This window comes from Caulobacter sp. 05T431 (assembly GCF_056665975.1).
This window is the reverse complement of the sequence record NZ_JBFTKU010000001.1, coordinates 233816-252853: the sequence shown is the minus strand read 5'-3', so window position 1 is coordinate 252853 and position 19038 is coordinate 233816. Positions and strand designations below refer to the sequence as shown.

At 69.5% G+C, this 19038-nt stretch carries 21 protein-coding genes, 1 tRNA gene and 1 riboswitch; of the genes, 12 read left to right on the top strand and 10 right to left on the bottom strand.

Features of this window, described 5'->3' with window-relative positions:
* Positions 1-143 precede the first annotated feature (143 nt).
* Together AC1U89_RS01150 and AC1U89_RS01145 are read right to left on the bottom strand one after the other, a co-directional pair.
* Entirely contained in the window at positions 144-446 is a 303-nt protein-coding gene (locus tag AC1U89_RS01150; protein ID WP_479897807.1) for a winged helix-turn-helix domain-containing protein, read from the bottom strand.
* A gap of 2 nt (positions 447-448) precedes the next feature.
* Positions 449-1003: a hypothetical protein gene (locus AC1U89_RS01145; protein WP_479897806.1), complete on the bottom strand. Its 555-nt coding sequence runs from the start codon at positions 1001-1003 to the stop codon at positions 449-451.
* Between the two features lie 188 nt (positions 1004-1191).
* Between AC1U89_RS01145 and AC1U89_RS01140 the strand changes: the two genes are divergently transcribed.
* Positions 1192-3603, top strand: coding sequence for a membrane-bound PQQ-dependent dehydrogenase, glucose/quinate/shikimate family (locus tag AC1U89_RS01140; RefSeq protein WP_479897805.1), 2412 nt, complete (start codon positions 1192-1194; stop codon positions 3601-3603).
* A gap of 34 nt (positions 3604-3637) precedes the next feature.
* Positions 3638-3716, top strand: a riboswitch (Fluoride riboswitch).
* A gap of 26 nt (positions 3717-3742) precedes the next feature.
* The gene (locus AC1U89_RS01135; RefSeq protein WP_479897804.1) at positions 3743-5092 is read left to right on the top strand and encodes a voltage-gated chloride channel family protein; all 1350 of its coding nucleotides are present in this window, start codon (positions 3743-3745) and stop codon (positions 5090-5092) included.
* On the opposite strand, the gene AC1U89_RS01130 is transcribed toward AC1U89_RS01135, so the two are convergent.
* Both AC1U89_RS01130 and AC1U89_RS01125 read right to left on the bottom strand, forming a co-directional pair.
* Positions 5089-5514 (bottom strand): hypothetical protein, encoded by a 426-nt coding sequence (locus AC1U89_RS01130; RefSeq protein WP_479897803.1) that lies wholly within the window; start codon positions 5512-5514, stop codon positions 5089-5091. The two genes, AC1U89_RS01135 and AC1U89_RS01130, sit on opposite strands and share 4 nt — an antisense overlap.
* The gene (locus AC1U89_RS01125) at positions 5514-6257 is read right to left on the bottom strand and encodes a DUF6065 family protein (RefSeq protein ID WP_479897802.1); all 744 of its coding nucleotides are present in this window, start codon (positions 6255-6257) and stop codon (positions 5514-5516) included. Before AC1U89_RS01125 ends, AC1U89_RS01130 begins: the two co-directional genes overlap by 1 nt.
* Before the next feature lie 71 nt (positions 6258-6328).
* Here AC1U89_RS01125 and AC1U89_RS01120 point away from each other — a divergent pair, with 71 nt between their 5' ends.
* Positions 6329-6835, top strand: a complete 507-nt coding sequence (locus AC1U89_RS01120; RefSeq protein WP_479897801.1) for a prolyl-tRNA synthetase associated domain-containing protein — start codon at positions 6329-6331, stop codon at positions 6833-6835.
* Positions 6836-6837: 2 nt separating this feature from the next.
* Here AC1U89_RS01120 and AC1U89_RS01115 read toward each other — a convergent pair whose 3' ends face one another.
* Positions 6838-7248, bottom strand: a complete 411-nt coding sequence (locus AC1U89_RS01115) for a hypothetical protein (RefSeq protein ID WP_479897800.1) — start codon at positions 7246-7248, stop codon at positions 6838-6840.
* Between the two features lie 134 nt (positions 7249-7382).
* Between AC1U89_RS01115 and AC1U89_RS01110 the strand changes: the two genes are divergently transcribed.
* The 4 genes from AC1U89_RS01110 (at position 7383) to AC1U89_RS01095 (ending at position 10465) form a co-directional block, all read left to right on the top strand.
* Positions 7383-8297, top strand: coding sequence for a tetratricopeptide repeat protein (locus tag AC1U89_RS01110; protein ID WP_479897799.1), 915 nt, complete (start codon positions 7383-7385; stop codon positions 8295-8297).
* Positions 8298-8307: 10 nt separating this feature from the next.
* On the top strand, positions 8308-8970 hold the full coding sequence (locus AC1U89_RS01105) for an LON peptidase substrate-binding domain-containing protein (protein ID WP_479897798.1): 663 nt from the start codon (positions 8308-8310) through the stop codon (positions 8968-8970).
* Between the two features lie 201 nt (positions 8971-9171).
* Entirely contained in the window at positions 9172-9372 is a 201-nt protein-coding gene (locus AC1U89_RS01100; RefSeq protein ID WP_477034572.1) for a Trm112 family protein, read from the top strand.
* 4 nt (positions 9373-9376) lie between these two features.
* A complete protein-coding gene (locus AC1U89_RS01095) occupies positions 9377-10465 on the top strand; it encodes an acyltransferase family protein (RefSeq protein ID WP_479897797.1) in 1089 nt (362 codons plus the stop codon).
* Between the two features lie 46 nt (positions 10466-10511).
* Here AC1U89_RS01095 and AC1U89_RS01090 read toward each other — a convergent pair whose 3' ends face one another.
* The 4 genes from AC1U89_RS01090 to AC1U89_RS01075 form a co-directional block, all read right to left on the bottom strand.
* Positions 10512-11762 carry a UbiH/UbiF/VisC/COQ6 family ubiquinone biosynthesis hydroxylase gene (locus tag AC1U89_RS01090; protein ID WP_479897796.1) on the bottom strand — a complete coding sequence of 417 codons (1251 nt, stop codon included), beginning with the start codon at positions 11760-11762 and terminating at the stop codon, positions 10512-10514.
* A gap of 32 nt (positions 11763-11794) precedes the next feature.
* On the bottom strand, positions 11795-12457 hold the full coding sequence (locus tag AC1U89_RS01085; protein ID WP_479897795.1) for a hypothetical protein: 663 nt from the start codon (positions 12455-12457) through the stop codon (positions 11795-11797).
* A gap of 94 nt (positions 12458-12551) precedes the next feature.
* Positions 12552-12983: an acyl-CoA thioesterase gene (locus tag AC1U89_RS01080; RefSeq protein ID WP_479897794.1), complete on the bottom strand. Its 432-nt coding sequence runs from the start codon at positions 12981-12983 to the stop codon at positions 12552-12554.
* Positions 12983-13267, bottom strand: coding sequence for a zinc-finger domain-containing protein (locus AC1U89_RS01075; protein WP_479897793.1), 285 nt, complete (start codon positions 13265-13267; stop codon positions 12983-12985). The genes AC1U89_RS01080 and AC1U89_RS01075 overlap by 1 nt, the downstream gene beginning before the upstream one ends.
* A 155-nt stretch (positions 13268-13422) precedes the next feature.
* On the opposite strand from AC1U89_RS01075, the gene AC1U89_RS01070 reads away from it, so the two are divergent.
* The 5 genes from AC1U89_RS01070 to AC1U89_RS01050 all read left to right on the top strand — a co-directional run bounded on the left by AC1U89_RS01070 (position 13423) and on the right by AC1U89_RS01050 (position 17746).
* Positions 13423-14385: an ABC transporter ATP-binding protein gene (locus AC1U89_RS01070; RefSeq protein WP_479897792.1), complete on the top strand. Its 963-nt coding sequence runs from the start codon at positions 13423-13425 to the stop codon at positions 14383-14385.
* 249 nt (positions 14386-14634) lie between these two features.
* Positions 14635-15693 carry a purine nucleoside permease gene (locus AC1U89_RS01065; RefSeq protein ID WP_479897791.1) on the top strand — a complete coding sequence of 353 codons (1059 nt, stop codon included), beginning with the start codon at positions 14635-14637 and terminating at the stop codon, positions 15691-15693.
* 3 nt (positions 15694-15696) lie between these two features.
* The gene (locus AC1U89_RS01060) at positions 15697-17013 is read left to right on the top strand and encodes an NCS2 family permease (protein WP_479897790.1); all 1317 of its coding nucleotides are present in this window, start codon (positions 15697-15699) and stop codon (positions 17011-17013) included.
* Positions 17014-17083: 70 nt separating this feature from the next.
* Positions 17084-17160, top strand: a tRNA-Arg gene (locus AC1U89_RS01055).
* Between the two features lie 178 nt (positions 17161-17338).
* Entirely contained in the window at positions 17339-17746 is a 408-nt protein-coding gene (locus AC1U89_RS01050; RefSeq protein WP_479897789.1) for a hypothetical protein, read from the top strand.
* On the opposite strand, the gene AC1U89_RS01045 is transcribed toward AC1U89_RS01050, so the two are convergent.
* The gene (locus AC1U89_RS01045) at positions 17743-18891 is read right to left on the bottom strand and encodes a tetratricopeptide repeat protein (protein ID WP_479897788.1); all 1149 of its coding nucleotides are present in this window, start codon (positions 18889-18891) and stop codon (positions 17743-17745) included. The two genes, AC1U89_RS01050 and AC1U89_RS01045, sit on opposite strands and share 4 nt — an antisense overlap.
* Positions 18892-19038: the final 147 nt, after the last annotated feature.

The following is a 19038-nucleotide window of genomic DNA, read 5'->3' as shown; positions in this document are numbered from 1 at the left end:
GGGCGGCGGCGGGCGAAATTCGGGAGCGCCCCCTAACGGACGGCCCCTAAGGGGGTCTACGTAACGCCGTTTGGCGCGGGCGTTGCAGGGGCGGCGACGCAAAAAGAACCCCCTCGCCTTGCGGAGAGGGGGTGGAGGAGGCCTCAGTCCCCGTCGACGCCCTCGACCACGGCGCGCAGGTAGTCCACGTGTCGGCGGAAGGCCTTGCGGCCGGTCTGGGTCAGGGCCGCGCGGGTGCGGGGCCGCTTGCCGATGAAGTCCTTGGTGATCTCGACATAGCCGGCCTTCTCCAGGGTGGTCAGGTGGCTGCCCAGATTGCCGTCGGTCGCCTGGGTGGCGGCCTTGAGGCGCGAGAACTCCACCGGCTCGGCGTCGCGTTCGGCGTGCAGGGCGGCCATGATCTTCAGCCGCAGGGGTTGGTGGATAAGCTCGTCCAACTCGGCCACGGTCACGCTCCCCGCATCCACAGGCCCGAGATGAACAGGGACCCGCCGCCCGCGGCGGCCATCCAGAAGGTCAGCCAGGGCTGGAAGAAGAAGAAGCCGACCAGGCTGGCCGCGAACAGCGCCGCGCCGATCCACAGGTAGCGAGGCGCGAAGGCGATGCCGATCCCGGCATAGACCAGGCCGGTGACGAGGCCCGGATAGGCGATGGCGGCGTCGATCGAGTCGGGTCGGAACAGGGCGAAGGTGCCGCCGTAGAAGATCAGGATGACCAGGACCCCGGCGCCGATCTTCCAGCCGTGACCGGCCTTGCCCCGCGTCTTGTCGCGCCGGGCCAGCAGCATGGTCGAGCCGACGCCGATCACGTCCAGGACCAGCCACAGCACGCCCCAATGCTCGGGGGCCAGCAGGCCCATGGCGACGTAGCCCGCGGCCCAGACGACGCCCCACACCATCAGGATCGGGGCCGCGTAGTGATAGCCCTTCAGCAGCCGGCTGCGGCCGGCCGTGCTTTCGATGTCGGTCAGGGCCGACGCCGCCTCGGATTTGGAAATGCCCATCGCATCCTCCGTTGAACTTCGCGCCCAGAGCGCTCTGTGATGCAGAGTTATCACGTCTGGATACTCTGTCAAGCAGAGTCCTCTACGATGTGACTCCGGTGCATCGCGATCGCCGTCGTGAAGGGGAACCGAAGCCTCGCTGAACATGTTCGGTCTGGTACACGACCGTTCAGTTTCGGAGCATGGCGATGGCGTCCCTGGCATCTTCTCGAAAGGGCGCGGGCGCCTGGTTCGCCGTGGTCCTGGGCGTCGTCCTGGCCCTGATCGGCCTGGTCCTGGCGATCGGCGGCGCCTGGCTGGCCGTGCTGGGCGGTTCCCCGTACTACGTGCTGGCCGGGCTGGGCCTGCTGGTGTCGGGCGTCCTGCTGGTCCAGAGGCGCGCCCTGGGGGCGTGGATCTATGTCGGGGTGTTCGTCGCCACGGTGCTCTGGGCGCTGTGGGAGGTGGGGCTGAACGGCTGGGCCCTGGTCCCGCGCGTGATCGCCCCGACCGTGCTGCTGGTCCTGGTGCTGGCCGTCCTGCCGACGGTCGACCCGGGGCCGGACGGCCGCAAGACATCGCTGATCGGCTTCGTGGCCCTGGCGGCGTTCCTGATCGTCGGCGGCATGGTGGTGGCCGGCGCCAACAAGGCCAAGGTCGACGGACCGCTGCCCGCCATCGCCGCCATCACCGACAACGATCCTTCACTGATGCGGGTCGGCGCCGACTGGCCGGCCTATGGCGGCACCTATGCCGGCCAGCGCTATTCGCCCCTGACCCAGCTGAACCCGGACAATGTCCGCAACCTGGCCCGGGTCTGGATGATCCGCACCGGCGACATGCCCAGCGCGGCGGCGCAAGGCAAGTACGGCGCCGAGAACACCCCGCTGAAGGTGGGGAACATGCTCTATGTCTGCACGCCCAAGAACATCATGATCGCCATCGACGCGGCCACGGGCCAGACCCGCTGGCGCTACGACCCCAAGGTCCCAGACGAGGCCATCCCCTACACCGCCGCCTGCCGGGGCGTCTCCTACTACGCCGTGCCCGGCGCCGATCCGGCCAAGGCCTGCGCCGCCCGGATCATCGAGGGCACGCTGGACGCCCGGCTGATCGCGGTCGACGCCAAGACCGGCGTGCCGTGCGCCGACTTCGGGACGAACGGCCAGGTCTCGACCAATGTCGGCATGGGTCCCTCGGCGGCGGGCATGCTGTCGATCACCTCGGCCCCGACCCTCGTGCGCGGCGTGATCGTCACCGGCCACCAGGTGCTGGACGGCCAGAGGCGCGACGCCCCCTCGGGCGTGATCCAGGGCTATGACGCCGTCAGCGGCGCCCTGCGCTGGGCCTGGGACATGACGCGTCCTGACATCACGACCCTGCCGCCGGAGGGCCAGACCTACACCAAGGGCACGCCCAACATGTGGACCACGGCCACCGGCGACGAGGCCCTGGGCCTGGTCTACCTGCCGCTGGGCGTCTCGGCCGCCGACTACTGGAGCTCCAGCCGCTCGGCGCTGGAGAAGCAGTACTCGACCTCACTGGTCGCCCTGGACGTGACCACCGGCAAGCCGCGCTGGAGCTTCCAGACCGTGCACAACGATGTCTGGGACTATGACCTCGGCTCGCAGGGGACCCTGGTGGACTTCCCCACCGCCGGCGGCCCGGTTCCGGCCGTGGTGCTGCCCAGCAAGCGCGGCGACATCTTCGTGCTGGACCGCCGCACGGGCCGGCCGCTGACGGGCGTCGAGGAACGCGCCGTGCCGCAGGGCGGGCTCGAGCCGGCGCAGCGCTCGGCCACCCAGCCGTTCTCGCTGTACCACAGCCTGCGCAAGTCCGACCTGACCGAGAAGCAGATGTGGGGCATGTCGCCGATCGACCAGATGATCTGCCGCATCCAGTTCAAGCGGGCCAAGTACGACGGCTTCTTCACCCCGCCGGTCGCCGACCGCCGCTACATCGAATATCCCGGCTACAACGGCGGTTCGGACTGGGGCGGCGTGGCCGTCGATTCCAGCCGCGGGGTGATCGTCGCCAACTACAACGACATGCCCAACTACAACCGCCTGGTGCCGCGCGCCGTGGCCGACGCCAAGGGCTGGACCCCGCGCGGCGACGCCCGCGGCGGCTCGATGAAGAAGGGCGCGGAGGGCGCGGGCGACCCGCAGGTCGGCACGCCCTACGCCATCGACGTCAACGCCGGCTGGCGTCTGCCGCTGACAGGCCTGCTGTGCAAGGAGCCGCCCTATGGGGGCATTCGCGCCATCGACCTGAAGACCGGCAAGACGCTGTGGGACCGCCCGTTCGGCTCGGCCCGCACCAACGGCCCGTTCGGCGTCCCGTCGCACCTGCCGCTGGACATCGGCACGCCCAACAACGGCGGGGCGGTGGTCACGGCCGGCGGGCTGGTGTTCGTGGCGGCCACGACCGACAACATGATCCGCGCCATCGACCTGAAGACCGGCAAGACCGTCTGGCAGGACAAGCTGCCCGCCGGCGGCCAGGCCACGCCCATGACCTACGACGTCGGCGGCAAGCAGTACGTGGTCATCATGACCGGCGGCCACCACTTCATGGAGACGCCGATCGGCGACCAGGTGATCGCCTATGCGCTGAAGTAGCGGATTTGACAGGCCTCACCGTGGTCGCCTAGAAGCCGGCCACGGTGATGGATTTCCGCCGGGCGTCATGCCGAACCGCCTCTCAGGAAGAGGCCGATGATTCCTACCCGACCGCGGTCCGCCGCGAGAAAGAGGAATCGTGTCTGAACTGCCTGCTTCTCCCCGTTTCGACCGCGCCCGCATCCAGGCCTTCGCCGGCCTGCGCCTGAAGCATCTGCGGGCCGCGCTGTCCTGGGCCGCGATCCTCGCGCCGATGGCGGCGGCGGTCGGTTCGCTGTGCGCCCTGTTCTTGTGGAGCCTGGACCTGGCGACCCGGACGCGCCTGGCCCATCCCTGGCTGCTGTTCGGCCTGCCGCTGGCGGGGCTGGCGGTGGGCCTGGCCTATCGCTGGAAGGGCGGTCCGGCCGAGGGCGGCGCCAACCTGATCGTCGAGCAGATCCACCAGCCCGGCGGCGGCGTGCCGCTGCGCATGGCCCCGTTCATCCTGGTCTCGACCGTGGTCACCCACCTGTTCGGCGGCTCGGCCGGGCGCGAGGGGACGGCGGTGCAGATCGGCGGCGGCCTGGCCGGGGCCTTCGGGCGGCTGTTCCGCCTCGATCCCGAACGGACCCGCCTGGTCTTGATGGCCGGGATCGCCGCCGGCTTCGGCGCGGTGTTCGGCACGCCCGTGGCGGGCGCGGTCTTCGCGCTGGAAGTCCTGACCCTGGGCCAGGTCCGCTACGAGGCGCTGATCCCCTGCCTGTTCGCCGCCCTGGTCGGCGATTGGACCTGCCGGGCCTGGGGGATCCACCACGCGGCCTACGCCGTCCACACGGCCGTCGCCGAACTGGACCCGCTGCTGCTGGCCAAGGTCGTCGTCGCGGGCGTGGCCTTCGGCCTGACGGGCCTGCTGTTCGCCGAGGCCCAGCATCGCCTGGGCGCGGTGTTCAAGCGCCTGATCCCGTTCGCCCCGCTGCGGCCGGTGGTCGGGGGCCTGTTGGTCATCGCCCTGGTCTACGCCCTGGGCACGCGCGCCTATCTGGGTCTGGGCGTCTTCTCGACCGATCCCGCCGATCCGACCATCGCCGGCTTCTTCGAGGCGGGACGGATCGACCACTGGAGCTGGCTGCTGAAGATCGTCTTCACGGTCGTGACCTTGAGTTCGGGCTTCAAGGGCGGGGAGGTGACGCCGCTGTTCTTCATCGGCGCGGCCCTGGGGAACGCCCTGTCGTGGATGCTGGGCGCGCCGACCGACCTGTTCGCGGCCCTGGGCTTCGTGGCGGTGTTCGCGGGCGCGGCCAACACGCCCCTGGCCTGCACGATCATGGGCGTGGAGCTGTTCGGCGGCGGCCAGACCGCCTACCTCGCCGTGGCCTGTTTCACCGCCTACCTGTGCAGCGGCCATTCGGGCATCTACCTGGCCCAACGACTGGGCGTGGCGAAGGTGCGGGGCGACGCGGTTCCGTCCGACCTGCCCCTGCGCGAGGTCCGCGAGCGGCGGCCGACCTAGGCGAAGACCTCTTCGAGCTCGGCGGCCGGCCGATACGGCCGTCCGAGGAACGCCCAGTTCATCTTGCGCCAGTGGGGCAGGGTGCAGGCGAGATAGACGATCAGGATGACGGCGGTCGGCGCGGATATGACGCCCACGGTCATCCAGGAAAAATGGCCCTGACGGAGGCTCATCGCCTTTATCAGCGCGCTCCCGCCGATCTCAGCCGCCAGAAGCAGGATCGGCCAGCGGCTGAGCCGGACCAGCGCGATCGCGTGATAGAGCACTACGACAAACAGGGCTGCCCACATGCCCAACCAGACCGGCGTGATCAGGGAGGGCCCGCCCGCGACCTGTTTGAACAACGGGTACACCATGATCGCTACCAGTATGATCGCGATGATCCAGATCGACTGCGGCGTGCGATCGCTCCGCGTCTTCATCACCCCACCTTCGGCTGCTTCAGCCGGCGTTTGTTGACGTGGGTCTGCGGGGCCGGGGCCTCGATCTCCTCGGGGAACTCGCMCTTGAAGTAGAAGCGCTGCCACGCCTCCTTCATCGCCTCGGGCTCGCGCTTGAAGATGCGGGCGTTGAACTCGCCGCGCTTGGCGGCCCAGGCGTCGTACTGGCCGCGCAGGTCGGGGTTTGAGTTCATCGAGCGGATCACCGGCTGCACCTGCTCCAGCGGCTTGTCCTGGATCATCATGAAGAAGCAGAACGGCTCACCCTTCTCGAAGCGAATCGTGCCCGGGCGGGTGAAGATCCAGTTCATCGTGAAGGGGAACGGCAGCCAGTCGGTCTCGACCAGCCCAGCCAGCGGCTGGACACCATCTTTCACATGATTTGGCGGGCCCATGGTCCAGATCGACCAGCCCGGCGGGGTGCGGAACAGGTAGCCGGTGTGGAAGGTGATGGTCCCGCGCGAGAAGTGCGACTTCACGAAGTCGTCGAAGCCCGGATGCGGGTGGTCGGCGCGGAAGGTGATGCAGTTCTGGTGCGCCCCGCCGTCCCAGGTGGCCGTGAAGCCCACCGGGCACAGGATCTCCCAGCCGGTGGTGTTGGCCATGGTCAGGGGCAGGCAGCGATACGGATGGCGGTCGGCGAAATGGTCCATCCAGGCCCGCTGGGGCCGTCCCGGCACGATCTCGGGCGGACGGGGCTCGGTGGGATAGCACTCCAATTCCATGCCGGCTCTCTTCTTCCCTAGCTGGTCTTGAGTCTGGTCTAGCGGCAGCGAGCTCGGCTAGGAAGTCCCGTATGAAGACCCGCGCCGACCTGTTCGCCTTCCTCGACGCCCACGGCGTCGTCCATTCCACCCTGGATCACCCGCCGGTGTTCCGCGTGGAGGAGGGGCTGGAGATCAAGGCGGCCCTGCCCGGCGGCCACACCAAGAACCTGTTCCTCAAGGACGCCAAGGGCCAGCTGTGGCTGATCTCGGCCCTGGGCGAGACGGCGATCGACCTCAAGCGCCTGCACACGGTGATCGGCTCGGCCCGGCTGTCGTTCGGCAGCCCGGAGCTGATGGTCCAGACCCTGGGCGTGACGCCGGGCTCAGTCACCGCCTTCGGCTTGATCAACGACACCGAGCATCGCGTGCGCTTCGTGCTGGACGCCGCCTTGGCCCAGGCCGATCCGGTCAACTTCCACCCGATGGCCAACGACGCCACCACGGCCGTCTCGCAGGCCGGCTTCCGCCGGTTCCTGGCGGTGCTGGGGATCGAGCCGATGATCGTCGATTTCGCCGCGATGGCGGTGGTCGCCTAGGATCAGCGCGGCGCGGCCCTGCGGATGCTCAGGCAAGGCTGGTCCGACCCATAGCCGTCGCAGGCCGCCTCCGACGCTTCGAGGCTCACCCGGCCCCGTTTGACCGTCGAGCACTGGTCCAGGCGGGCCTTGAGCTCGGCCAGGGGGATGTAGTGGGTCTCCTGGCTGTAGGCGGCGTAGAGCCCGTGCGCGGCCGCATCCATGGGCTTGGCCCCCATCGCCGCGCGCATGACGATCATGTCGTCGCTCGGGAGCGGCCAAAAGAACAGCGCCCAGCGATCGTTGGGCGGCGTCGAGGCGAATCTGTCCAGCGCCTTGCAGAAGCCCGGGGGATTCGTGGGCGTTTCGGCGCGCGGCGCTCCGGCGATGATGGCCAGGGCGATCCCGGCGGCCGCCGTCGGTAAGCGTCTCATCCCTGCTCCCCCAAGAATCCGAACATCACATCAGACGCCATGCAGCTCAAGACTCGCCCCGCCACGATTGCGCGGGGACACTCTAAGGACCATCTTGGCGACCTAAGCGTTCCCCACCCAGTACGAGAGACCCGATGGCCCTGATCGGCGACACCCCTCCTCCCATCCAGGCCGGCGGCGCGCCCAAGAGCGCGCACATCAAGGACGGCACGGACGCCAGCTTCATGGCCGACGTGATCGAGGCGTCGAAGACCCAGCCGGTGATCGTCGACTTCTGGGCCACTTGGTGCGGCCCGTGCCGCCAGCTGACCCCAGCCCTGGAAAAGGCGGTCAACGCGGCCGGCGGGGCGGTCAAGCTGGTCAAGATCGACGTCGACAAGAACCCCGGCTATTCGGGCCAGCTGCGCGTGCAGTCGATCCCGACCGTCTACGCCTTCGTCAACGGCCAGCCGGTCGACGGCTTCCAGGGCGCCCTGCCCGAGAGCCAGGTGAAGGCGTTCATCGACCGCCTGGCCGGTCCGCCCGCCGAGAGCGACGTCGACGCCCTGCTGGCCATGGCCAAGGAGTCGGTCGAGCTGGGCGACATCGGCGGCGCGGCCCAGGCCTTCGCCCAGGTGCTGCAGATGGACCCGGCCAACCTCAAGGCCATCGGCGGCCTGGCCAAGTGCTACCTGACCGGCGGCGACCTGGAGGGCGCGGCGGAGGTGGCGGCCACCGCTCCGGCCGGCGCCAAGGACCCGGACCTGGAAAGCGTCCGCGCCGCCCTGGCGCTGGCGGAAGACGCCCCGTCCGAGACCGCGCCGTTCGAAAAGCGCCTGGCGGCGAACGCCGACGACCACGAGGCCCGCTTCGAGCTGGCCAAGGCCCTGGCCGGCGCCGGCCATCTTCAGGCCGCTTCGGACCATCTTCTGACCATCATCGAACGCGACCGTGCCTGGAACGACGAGGCGGCCCGCAAGCAGCTGCTGACCGTGTTCGAGGCCGCCGGCTACGCGTCCGAGGTGGCCAAGGCCGGCCGCAAGCGGCTCTCCTCCATCCTGTTCAGTTAGGGAGCGTAAGATGCCGGGATCCTATCGAAGGGCGGACGACCTGCCGCTGGTGATCCCGGTGTTCCCGCTGGACGGCGCCCTGTTGCTGCCCGGCGGCCAGCTGCCGCTGAACATCTTCGAGCCGCGCTATCTCAACATGTTCGACGACGCCATGTCGGGCGAGCGGATCATCGGCATGGTCCAGACCCGTCCCGGCGGCGACATCGAGCGGCCGAATCTAGCGCCGGTGGGCTGCGCGGGGCGGGTGACCAGCTTCGCCGAGACCAGCGACGGCCGCTATCTGGTGACCCTGACGGGCGTCTGCCGGTTCCGGGTGGGCGAGGAGCTGCCGGCCCGTTCGCCCTATCGCCAGGTGCGCGCCGACTTCGCGACCTTCGAGGCCGACCTGCGCGAGGGCACGCCCCAGGCCGCGAGCCCGGGCGACGCCTCGCCCCTGCTGGAGGCCTTGCGCCGCTATCTGGACCATCGCGGCCTGGCCATCGACTGGTCCAGCGCCGAGGCCGCGCCGTCGGACGCCCTGATCAACAGCCTGGCCATGGCCCTGCCGTTCGAACCGGTCGAGAAGCAGGCCCTGCTTGAGGCCCCGACCCTGGCCGAGCGCCGCGAGACCCTGGTGGCCCTGCTGGAGATCGACGCCGCGGGGGATGATGAAGACCCGACGATGATCCAGTAACACACGGCCGTCATCCTCGGACTTGTTCCGAGGACCCCTCGCGCCGCCGCGCTGTCGGTCCGAGCAAAGCCGCCGCCTCACCGCTTCACGGATTATCCTTCTTCTCGGCTGAAGCAGGGCTCCTCGGAACAAGTCCGAGGATGCCGGTTGAAAGGCCAGTGAAGGTTCTCAACTTCGTCGAAACCGCATAGAACCGTGTCCATGACCGCCCAACCGCCTCCGCCGCCCGCCGATCTCGACCCGCGCCTGCTGGAGGTGCTGGTCTGTCCCGTCACCCGCGCGCCGCTGTTCTACGACCGCGCCAGGGGCGAGCTGATCAGCAACGCCGCCAAGCTGGCCTATCCGATCCGCGACGGCGTGCCCATCATGCTGCCCGAGGAAGCCCGCAGCCTGGAAGACTGAGGCGGTGGAGACCCGCCCGCGCCTCGCTTCCCTGGATGTGCTCCGTGGACTGACGATCGTGGGCATGATCGTCGTCAATTCGGCGTCCTACCTGCACTATGTCAGCGGCTACGCTCAGTTCGCCGCCTTGGAGCACGCGGCCTGGCGCGGCTTCACCGTCGCCGACGCGGTGTTCCCGGCCTTCGTGTTCATGACCGGGGTCTCGATCCCTCTGGCCCTGGCCGGGCGCGGAAACGGCCTGGACGGCGCCACGCTGCGGCGCCTGCTGGTCCGGTCCGGACGCCTGTTCCTGCTGGGCCTGATCCTTTCGAATCTCTACTGGATGGCCACGCCCGAGAGCGTGCTGTTCCGGCCGATGGGCGTGCTGCAGCGTCTGGCCCTGGCCTTCCTGGTCGCCGCCGTCCTCTACAAGACCCTGGGGCCGCGCGCCCGGCTGATCGTGGCCGCCGCCATCCTGCTGCTCTACTGGCCTCTGACCCTCCTGCCGTTCCCGGACGGGGCGACCGACCTGCTGAAGCCCGGGGCCAATTTCGTCGGCTGGTTCGACCGCCTGGTGCTGGGCGCCCACACTTATGTGCCGGGCTCGCTGGGTTACGACCCCGAGGGGTTGCTCTCGACCCTGCCGGCCATCGCCCAGGCCCTGCTGGGCGTGGCGGCCGGCGAGTGGCTGCTGGCTCGGCGCGGGGCGCTGGGGTTGCTGATCGCCGGCGTCGCGGGGATCGTCGGCGGCCTGGCCTGGGGCTTGGTCTTCCCGATCTCCAAGGAACTGTGGACCTCCAGCTTCGTGCTGCTGTCGACCGGGATCGCCCTGGTCCTGCTGGCCGGCCTGCACCAGGCGCTGGACGTGAAGGGCCGGCGCCCGCCGGGGACGACCTTCCTGACCGACTTCGGGATCAACGCCGTCTTCGCCTACAGCCTGCACATGCTGGCCTCGATCATGCTGACCGCCCACATGTTGAAGATCCCGTACCGCTGGGCGACGCCCATCGTCGGCGACCGGACGGCGGCCCTGATCCCGGTGGCGATCTTCGTCGGCCTGATCTGGGTGGTGCTGGCCTACATGCGGCGGCGCGGCTGGATMGTGAAGGTTTAATCCTCCCCCTCGGGGGGAGGTGTCGGCCGAAGGCCGACGGAGGGGGTTACAGCGCCACGCCGCGAAGCAGCTTCGGCAGGTCGCCCACTCCGCCGCCGGCCTCGTGCATGAAGAACCGCCGGGCCGGGGCGATGCGGTTGACCGCCGCCATGCCCACGCCGCGCGCCAGGCGCAGCAGCGGATTGTCGTTCGAGAACAGGCGCACGAAGCCGTCGAAGGCCAGGGCGTTGGACACGTTGTCGAACCGCCGCCAGCGGGCGTAGCGCTCCAGCGTCGCCTCGGCCCCGATGTCCTCGCCGTTGCGCAGGGCCTCGGCCACCACCTCGGCCAGGGCCGCGGCGTCCTTCAGGCCCAGGTTCAGCCCCTGGCCGGCGATCGGATGCACGCCGTGGGCGGCGTCGCCGATCAGGGCCAGGCGCGGGGCGACCAGCCGCTCGGCCAGCGACAGCGACAGCGGATAGACGAATGTCGGGCCGGCCATCTCGACCGTCCCCAGGAACTCGCCGAACCGCCGCATCAGGTGGGCGTGGAAGGCCTCGGGCGAGGCGTTGCGCAGGGCTTCGGCGCGATCGGTGCTCTCGGTCCACACCAGGCTGGCGCGATTGTCCGTGAGCGGAAGGATGGCGAAGGGTCCGCTGGGCAGGAAGTATTCGTGGGCCACGCCCTGGTGCGGATGCTGCATGCGGACGGTGGCCACCACCCCGCTCTGGCCGTAGCTCCAGCCGATGTCGCCGATGCCCGCGGCCTTGCGCAGGGCGCTGTTGCGGCCCTCGGCGCTGACCACCAGCGGCGCGGACAGGGTCCGCCCATCGGTGAGGGTCACGGTCGCGCCGGCCGGCGTGACCTCCAGGCCCTTGGCGGCGGCGGGGGCCAGCACCGTGATCTTCTTGTCGACCACCGTCCGGGACAGGGCGGCGCGGATCTGGCGGTTCTCGATCAGATAGCCCAGGGGCTCGCCTTCCGAGCGGTCGGCGATCTCGCTGGAATCGAAGCGCAGGAAGAACGGCGAGGGGCCGCCGGAGGACGGGCCCGGCGTCTTGCCGTCGGTGACCAGGATCTGCTCGATCCGCTGGGCGTGCGGCGCCAGGGCCTCGCCGGCCCCGATCGCCCGCCACTGGCGAAACGAGGAATAGGCGATGGCCGAGGAGCGGCCGTCGAAGGTCGGCGCCAGCTGGTCGTCGAACGGCTGGGGATCGACCAGCAGGGGTTTGACCCCCGCCGAGGCCAGGGCGAGCGCCAGGGTGGTTCCGGCCATGCCGGCTCCGGCGATGATGACGTCGGCGTCGTGGTCGCGCATGGGCGGATATGGCGCGCGGCGGACGGTGGTGTCTAGAGGCGCCAATGACCGGCGGGGGAAGCCAGCGTCGCGGCGGCCAGCTCCGCGCCTCGCCGTCGCGCTTGCGCCATCGAAGCGGTCAGCGCGGCAAGGTCGGCCAGCGTCAGGCCCGTCGACGCGAGGCTTTCCCGCATCTCGCCCGTCCTCTTCTCCCAGAAGCCCAGGCGATAGGGGCCCGTCGCAAGCAAGTCCCGCGAGGTCGATTGAAGTCCCTGCAGCAGATTGCGGGTGGACGGGCCGTAATTGTCGACGCCGTGCCGTTGTACGACGTTTATCCAACCGATGATCGCCTCATCGTCTGGAGTCGCGCCGGAAATCGGGATCATGGTCCTGGGCTGCGGACTATCCTGCAGGTGCTCGACCAGGACGCTCACCAGACCTTCCCCGAAGCCGACCCGCAGGAACTGCTCGTCCGCCGGGCGACCGAGCAGGTCGTCGTTCAGGTCGCAGCACATGGCCGTGTAATCKGTGTAGCCCACATATCCTGTAGGCATGCCCGGGTAATATTCGAACGCGTTGGACGGCGGGCCGTCGATCGGTCTGGATTTCGGCGGCAGCGCCGGAGGGCGCCGTCTTTTCCACCGCTCGAACGCGGCGATGGCCAGGACGGCGCTGATCGCTGGAACAACGATCATAAGGAAATCGCCCGTACGCATGCCGCCCCCATTGGACGGAGCGCCCGCGCGCCGCCTGCCCTGTCGAACATTGGGCGAAAGCCGGGGGCGTCGCAATCTTCCGTTGCGTCCGGCCCTAGGGCAGCGGCCGCGGCTTCCGGTTCTCGTCGATGGCCACGAAGGTGAACACGCCCTGGGTCACCTTGTGGGCCTGTTCGCCGTCGCGGCGGCGGCGCCAGGCCTCGACCTGCACCTTCAGCGAGGTGCGGCCCACATGGACGATCTTGGCGAACAGGCTGACCTCGTCGCCGACGAACACCGGACTGATGAAGGTCATGCCGTCGATGGCGATGGTGGCGCAGCGGCCGGCCGCGCGGTGGAAGGCGACCGAGGCCGCCGCCAGGTCCATCTGCGACAGCAGCCAGCCGCCGAAGATGTCGCCTTCGGGGTTGGTGTCGGACGGCATGGCGATGGCCCGCAGCACGGGGGCCTCGTGCGGCCATTCAGCGGCCTCCCAAGCCTTGGCCAGGGATTCGGCGCGCTGGGCCGTCGGGATGGACTCGGTCACTAGTGGCCGCCGGAGCCTTCGTAGACCCCCGGGGCCAGCTGCTCGTCCTCGTCGTGGCCGGCGGCCGTCGAGGCCACGAAGCGGCGGTCGCAGTAGGAGCAGTCGACGAAGCCGGCCGCGCCCATCTCCAGCCAGACGCGCGGATGGCCCAGGGCCCCGCCGACGCCGTCGCAGGCGATGCGGTGCGAGCGGACGATGACGGTTTCCGGCGCGGGACCGGCGCCGACGTCGACGACGGTCGGCTCCATGGCGGTGGGAGCGGTGGACTTGGCCTTGCGCGCCATGTTTCGAAAACCCTTGAAATCCAGACGCGGCCTTGGCGTGGCGGCGATGGAGGCATACCTATGCGACCAGTCGCGCCGCCGTCAATTCGTACGGGGCCCGTTCCCTTCCCTATCGTCCGCCTTCTTGGGTTTGGCGGGCCGCATCTGGACGTTCCATGGACCTGCCCGCGTACGCGATCGAAGCCGAAGGCCTGTTCAAGACCTATCCCGCCAGCAAGACCGCGCCCGAGAAGCGCGCCCTCAACGGCATCGACCTGAAGGTGCCGCGCGGTTCGATCTTCGGCCTGCTGGGCCCGAACGGCGCGGGCAAGTCGACCTTCATCAACATCCTGGCCGGCCTGACCCGCAAGACCAGCGGCACGGTGCGCATCTGGGGCCGCGACATCGACGAGCGCCCGCGCGACGCCCGCGCCGCCATCGGGGTGGTGCCGCAGGAACTGGCCGCCGACGTCTTCTTCACCCCCCGCGAGTCGCTGGAGGTGCAGGCCGGCTTCTACGGCGTGCCCAAGAACGAGCGCCGCACCGACGAGCTGCTGAACGCCCTGGGCCTGGGCGACAAGGCCAACGCCTATGTCCGCCAGCTGTCGGGCGGCATGAAGCGCCGCCTGATGGTGGCCAAGGCCATGGTCCACCAGCCGCCGGTGCTGATCCTGGACGAGCCGACCGCCGGGGTCGACGTCGAGCTGCGCCGCCAGCTGTGGAGCTACGTCACCGGCCTGAACCAGCTGGGCGTGACCATCGTGCTCACCACCCACTATCTGGAAGAGGCCCAGGAGCTGTGCGACCAGATCGCCATCGTCAACCGCGGCGAGGTGGTGGTCTGCGAGCCGACGCCGAAGCTGCTGGGGCGGATGGACATCCGCAACGTGGTGGTCACGCCGGAGGAGCCGGTGACGGCCGCGCCGCTGCTGCCGGGCTTCGAGACCAAGCTACGCGGGGCCGGGGCGTTCAGCGTCTCGTACCGCACCGGCCAGTCCAGCGTGGAGCAGGTGCTGGCCGCCGTCCGCGCCGAGGGCCTGAAGATCAAGGACATCGCGACGGAAGACCCGGACCTGGAGGACGTGTTCGTGTCGCTGACCTATGGCGATCCGAACGCCAAGGATCCGCTGAGCACCTAGGGTTCAGAGGCTCACTCACTTGCCCCCACCGGACCGTTTCGCGGTCTGTCCGCCCCCATAGGGGGCGGAGGACGAGAACGCGCGCCCTCTTCCCCCTGATGGGGGAAGGCGACCGCGAAGCGGTCCGTAGGGGGCAAGTGTTCGCCGCCTGGGCGCCGACAAGAACATCCCGCCCCCTCCCGTCGATCCCCGATTGCATCCCCGGCCGCATCGGTGGAGGTTCGGCGCGGATTTCAGGCGGGGCCTTTCATGCGTGGTTTGTGGTTTCGGATCGTCCTGGCGCTGAGCGTCGTCTTGGCCTTCGGCCTGGCCCAGGCCGGCGCGGCTGAGCGGATCCCGGTCAAGGTCGTGGTCGTCACCACCTTCGAGATCGGGGCCGACACCGGCGACTTCGCGGGCGAGTTCCAGCCCTGGGTCGAGGGTTGGCCGCTGAAGCACGAGATCCGCATCCCCGGCGTGCGCCACGTGGCCCGCTATTCCGACGACGGGGTGCTGGCCATCGTCAGCGACATGCGCGGCCGGGCGCGCGACAGCGTGGCGGCCCTGATCCTGTCGGACCAGTTCGACCTGTCCAAGGCCTACTGGATCGTCGCCGGCATCGCCGGGGTCGACCCGGACGCCGCCTCGGTCGGCAGCGCCGCCTGGGCCCGCTATGTGGTCGACGCCGACCCGATCTACGAGGTCGACGACCGCGACATCCCCGCCGGCTGGCCCTACGGCCTCTATTCCAACGACGCCGAGAAGCCGAACGTGAAGGGCAAGGCCGAGGGCTCCAGCGCCATGGTCTGGACCCTGGACCGTGGCCTGGTCGACTGGGCCTACGCCCTGACCAAGGACGTCAAGCTGCCGGACAACGCCGCCCTGAAGGCCGTCCGCGCCCCCTACAAGGACGCGCCCCAGGGCCAGCGGCCGCCGTTCGTGCTGCAGGGCGACGCCCTGGGCACGGTGCGCTTCTGGCACGGTCCCCGGCGGACCCAGTGGGCGCAGGACTGGGTCAAGCTCTGGACCGACGGGGCGGGAACCTTCACCATGACCGACTGCGAAGACCAGGGGATCCTCGACGTGCTCGACGCCCACGCCGCGTCCGGAAAGATCGACCGCCGGCGGGTCCTGGTGCTGCGCACGGGCAGCAACTATTCGCGCGCCCCGCTGGGCCAGACCAGCCTGCCGCATGTGTTCCACGAGGAGAGCCTGAAGGCCTCGTTCCTCGCGACCTTCGCGGTCGGCGGGCCGGTGGTCCGCGAGCTGACCGCCCACTGGGACCGCTACGCCAACGCCCTTCCCACCGCGACCGCCGGGAGCCGCTAAGCCATGCTCGAACGCCTCTTCGGCCTCAAGGCCCAGGGAACGAACGTCCGCACCGAGGTGCTGGCCGGCGTCACCACCTTCATGACCATGGCCTATATCGTGGTGGTCAATCCGACGATCCTGGGCGAGGCCGGCATGCCCGTGGCCGCCGTGGCCGCCGCCACCTGCCTGGCCGCCGGCTTCGGCTCGATCCTGATGGGGCTGGTCGCCAACTACCCCCTGGCCCTCGCGCCGGGCATGGGGCTGAACGCCTATTTCACCTACACCGTGGTCAAGGGCATGGGCGTGCCRTGGGAGACGGCCCTGGGCTGCGTCTTCCTGTCGGGCGTGGCCTTCCTGGTCCTGACCCTGGTGGGCGTGCGCCAGATGATCGTGGCGGCCATCCCCAAGCCCTTGTTCTCGGCCGTCGCCGCGGGGGTGGGCCTGTTCATCGCCTTCATCGGCCTGAAGGAGGCGGGGATCATCGTCCCCCACCCCGCCACCACCGTGGCCCTKGGCGACCTGACCACCCCGACCGCCGCCGTGGCGATCCTGGGCCTGGTGCTGATCGCCGTGCTGCAGGCCTGGCGGGTCAAGGGCGCGATCCTGATCGGCATCCTGCTGGCCAGCGCCGCCGGCTGGGCCCTGGGCCTGGCCAAGATCGCGCCAGCGACCTCCAGCCTGGCCGACCTGACCGCCACGGCCTTCAAGATGGACATCGGCGGCGCCTTCCATCTCCAAGGCGGCATGGCCCTGGCCATGCTGGAGATCGTCTTCGTCTTCCTGTTCGTCGACCTGTTCGACAATGTCGGCACCCTGGTGGCCGTGACCAAGAAGGCGGGCCTCCAAGCCCCCGACGGCTCGATCCCGCGCCTGAACCGCATCCTGCTGGCCGACTCCGTGGCGACGATGGCGGGCGCGGCCGCCGGCACCTCCACGGTGACCAGCTATATCGAGAGCGCCTCGGGCGTGACGGCCGGCGGCCGCACCGGCCTGACGGCGGTGGTGGTGGGCGTGCTGTTCCTAGTCACCCTGTTCTTCGCGCCCCTGGTCCAGGCCATCCCGGCCGCCGCCACCGCCCCGGCCCTGATCCTGGTGGGGGCCCTGATGGTCGGCGCGCTGGTCGACGTTGACTGGGCCGACCCGACCGTGGCCATCCCCGCCTTCCTGACCCTGATCACCATCCCGCTGACCTTCTCGATCGCCAACGGCCTGGCTTTCGGCATCACCAGCTACGCGGCGCTGCGCCTGCTGACCGGCAAGATCGGCAAGGGCGACTGGCTGCTGCTGATCCTGGCGGCGCTGTTCGTGGTCCGCTTCATCTATCTGGCCAAAGGCTGACCCAAGCAGGCAAAGACCCGTTTGCGCAGGCGCGGCCTTTCGGCTAAGACCGCGCTTCCGCAAGGCGGAAGCACCCGTAGCTCAGCTGGATAGAGCGTTGCCCTCCGAAGGCAAAGGTCACACGTTCGAATCGTGTCGGGTGCGCCACTTCGGTTTAGAACCGAGAACTTCGAAAAGCATGAAGTGCTCGCCCGTCGAGGCGGCCATGATGCGAAGCGGTTCGGTTCTGCCTCCATGATCTTGGATCTCGACCGCGGCTTGGCCGCTCGGGACTGCACGATGGACGATCGGGCGACGCTCGGGCCGTTGCAAAACATGCGGCTTGATGGAAAACCGATCGGTGTGGTCGGCAGCGGGACGAGCCGGCCTTTGGAGGGCGTCAGTKGATCCGATTTCCAACGTCGATCAACTGGTACTGGTTCTGCGGCGCAAGCTGCTCGAGCGCACKAAGACGACCGGACGGGCCGAGCGGAAATCCGCCACGCCCGATCGGGCTGCTGCGGGGCTGGATTCGGTTTACGCGCTGGCGCGGATCGATGGCGTCGACGATCGCCAACTGGGGCGGGCGCTGATCCAGAGCATCCTGGCCGAACAGTTCGGCGCCAAGATGATCAATGAGGCCAAGTTCCAACAAGTGGTCGACCGTGTGGTCGATGCCCTGCGCGGCGACGAGGCCGGTGCTAGGCTTCTGGCCAACATCGTGCGGGAGTTGCGCCTCTCGGCGCACGTCTAGTCTTCGGGAGGCGTTTCCGGGGCGAAGCCGTACGCGATCATGGCCTGAGCGATCGTCCGTCCGTTGGCGCCGACCGGCAGGTTCATGGCGGTGTCGCGAACCTTCTGGGCCGATCGCTGGTGACCGCTGCTGAGCAGCAGCAGGCTCTTGGCCAGAGCCGCCGACAGGCATTGCGGATCCAGGCGCAGGGCGACGGCGACCCGCCTGCGGGCGCTTTCCAGCTGACCTTCGACGATGTCGAGCACGGCCAGGGCCCCATGGGATTCGGCGAAGGTGTCGTCCAGCTGCAAGGCGGTCTCGAAGCGCGCACGGGCGGCGGCCATGTCGCCCTTCACGAACTGGGCCCAACCGGCCGAAACCCACGATCCCAGATGCGTGCCAAAGATCTCGGCGGCGGCGTCCAGATGTTCGGCGGCGGCGTCGTCGCGCTTCAGCAGCAGGGCCAGCCCCTTGCCGAGAATGGCGCGCGGATTGTCGCCGCGTCGGGCCAGCGCCTGGTCGAAACAGACCAGCGAACCGTCGACCTGGTCGTCGTTCAGCAGCAGCAGGCCCAGGGTCGAGGCGCCGTCCGGATGTCCGCCCGCCCGCTCGGCGTACCGCCGGGCCAGGTCGATGTCCTCGGAGTCCGACGCCACCAGCGCCAGCGCGCTCATCAGGCCTTCGTCGTCGGCGCGCTGCCCGACCAGGGTCTCGCCCAGGGCCAGGGCCTCGTCCAGCAGGCCCAGGTGGTGCATGGCCTGGATCTTCAGGGCCGCCGCCGGGGCGATCGCCGCGAGGGTCGCGTCGTCGAGGAGGTCGTTGGTCCGCTGGTGGTCGTGCAGGCCGGAGCTGGCCCAGGCCAGGTTGAAGCGGATCGAGGCGTCGTCGGGATGCAGGGCGTGCAGGGCCGCGAACGCCTCCGCGGCGTCGGCGAACCGTCGGGCCTTCAATCCGACCAGGCCTTGCAGGTTGAGCAAGGCGGGCGGCAGGGGGCCTTGCGCCGACAGGCGGGAGAGCAGGGCGGCGGCCTGGTCGAGATCGCCCTCGTCGAACGCGGCGGCGGCGGCGTCGCCCAACAGCTGCGGGTTCTCGGGATCGTGGGCCAGGAAGTCGAGCAGCCTGCGCAAGCGCCCCTGAGGTTCGACGGACGTGGCGGGCGCGCTCATGATCTATCCCCCGGCAAGGGTCTGGGCGACGGCGACCGTCGCGCCCCTGGCGTGATTCCCACCTATCGCCGGCCGGGAGGCTTCGCAAGCCTGACGCGCATCGGCGCGTCCGGCAGCCAAGGTTAGACGGCGAAAATTCGAAATCGC

What these genes read in the sequence shown, in the direction of transcription:
- AC1U89_RS01145 (WP_479897806.1), bottom strand. Translation starts at nt 1,003, where the DNA reads ATGGGCATTTCCAAATCCGAGGCGGCGTCGGCCCTGACCGACATCGAA.
- AC1U89_RS01140 (WP_479897805.1), top strand. Translation starts at nt 1,192, where the DNA reads ATGGCGTCCCTGGCATCTTCTCGAAAGGGCGCGGGCGCCTGGTTCGCC.
- AC1U89_RS01130 (WP_479897803.1), bottom strand. Translation starts at nt 5,514, where the DNA reads ATGAAGACGCGGAGCGATCGCACGCCGCAGTCGATCTGGATCATCGCG.
- AC1U89_RS01120 (WP_479897801.1), top strand. Translation starts at nt 6,329, where the DNA reads ATGAAGACCCGCGCCGACCTGTTCGCCTTCCTCGACGCCCACGGCGTC.
- AC1U89_RS01115 (WP_479897800.1), bottom strand. Translation starts at nt 7,248, where the DNA reads ATGAGACGCTTACCGACGGCGGCCGCCGGGATCGCCCTGGCCATCATC.
- AC1U89_RS01110 (WP_479897799.1), top strand. Translation starts at nt 7,383, where the DNA reads ATGGCCCTGATCGGCGACACCCCTCCTCCCATCCAGGCCGGCGGCGCG.
- AC1U89_RS01105 (WP_479897798.1), top strand. Translation starts at nt 8,308, where the DNA reads ATGCCGGGATCCTATCGAAGGGCGGACGACCTGCCGCTGGTGATCCCG.
- AC1U89_RS01100 (WP_477034572.1), top strand. Translation starts at nt 9,172, where the DNA reads ATGACCGCCCAACCGCCTCCGCCGCCCGCCGATCTCGACCCGCGCCTG.
- AC1U89_RS01090 (WP_479897796.1), bottom strand. Translation starts at nt 11,762, where the DNA reads ATGCGCGACCACGACGCCGACGTCATCATCGCCGGAGCCGGCATGGCC.
- AC1U89_RS01075 (WP_479897793.1), bottom strand. Translation starts at nt 13,267, where the DNA reads ATGGCGCGCAAGGCCAAGTCCACCGCTCCCACCGCCATGGAGCCGACC.
- AC1U89_RS01070 (WP_479897792.1), top strand. Translation starts at nt 13,423, where the DNA reads ATGGACCTGCCCGCGTACGCGATCGAAGCCGAAGGCCTGTTCAAGACC.
- AC1U89_RS01065 (WP_479897791.1), top strand. Translation starts at nt 14,635, where the DNA reads ATGCGTGGTTTGTGGTTTCGGATCGTCCTGGCGCTGAGCGTCGTCTTG.
- AC1U89_RS01045 (WP_479897788.1), bottom strand. Translation starts at nt 18,891, where the DNA reads ATGAGCGCGCCCGCCACGTCCGTCGAACCTCAGGGGCGCTTGCGCAGG.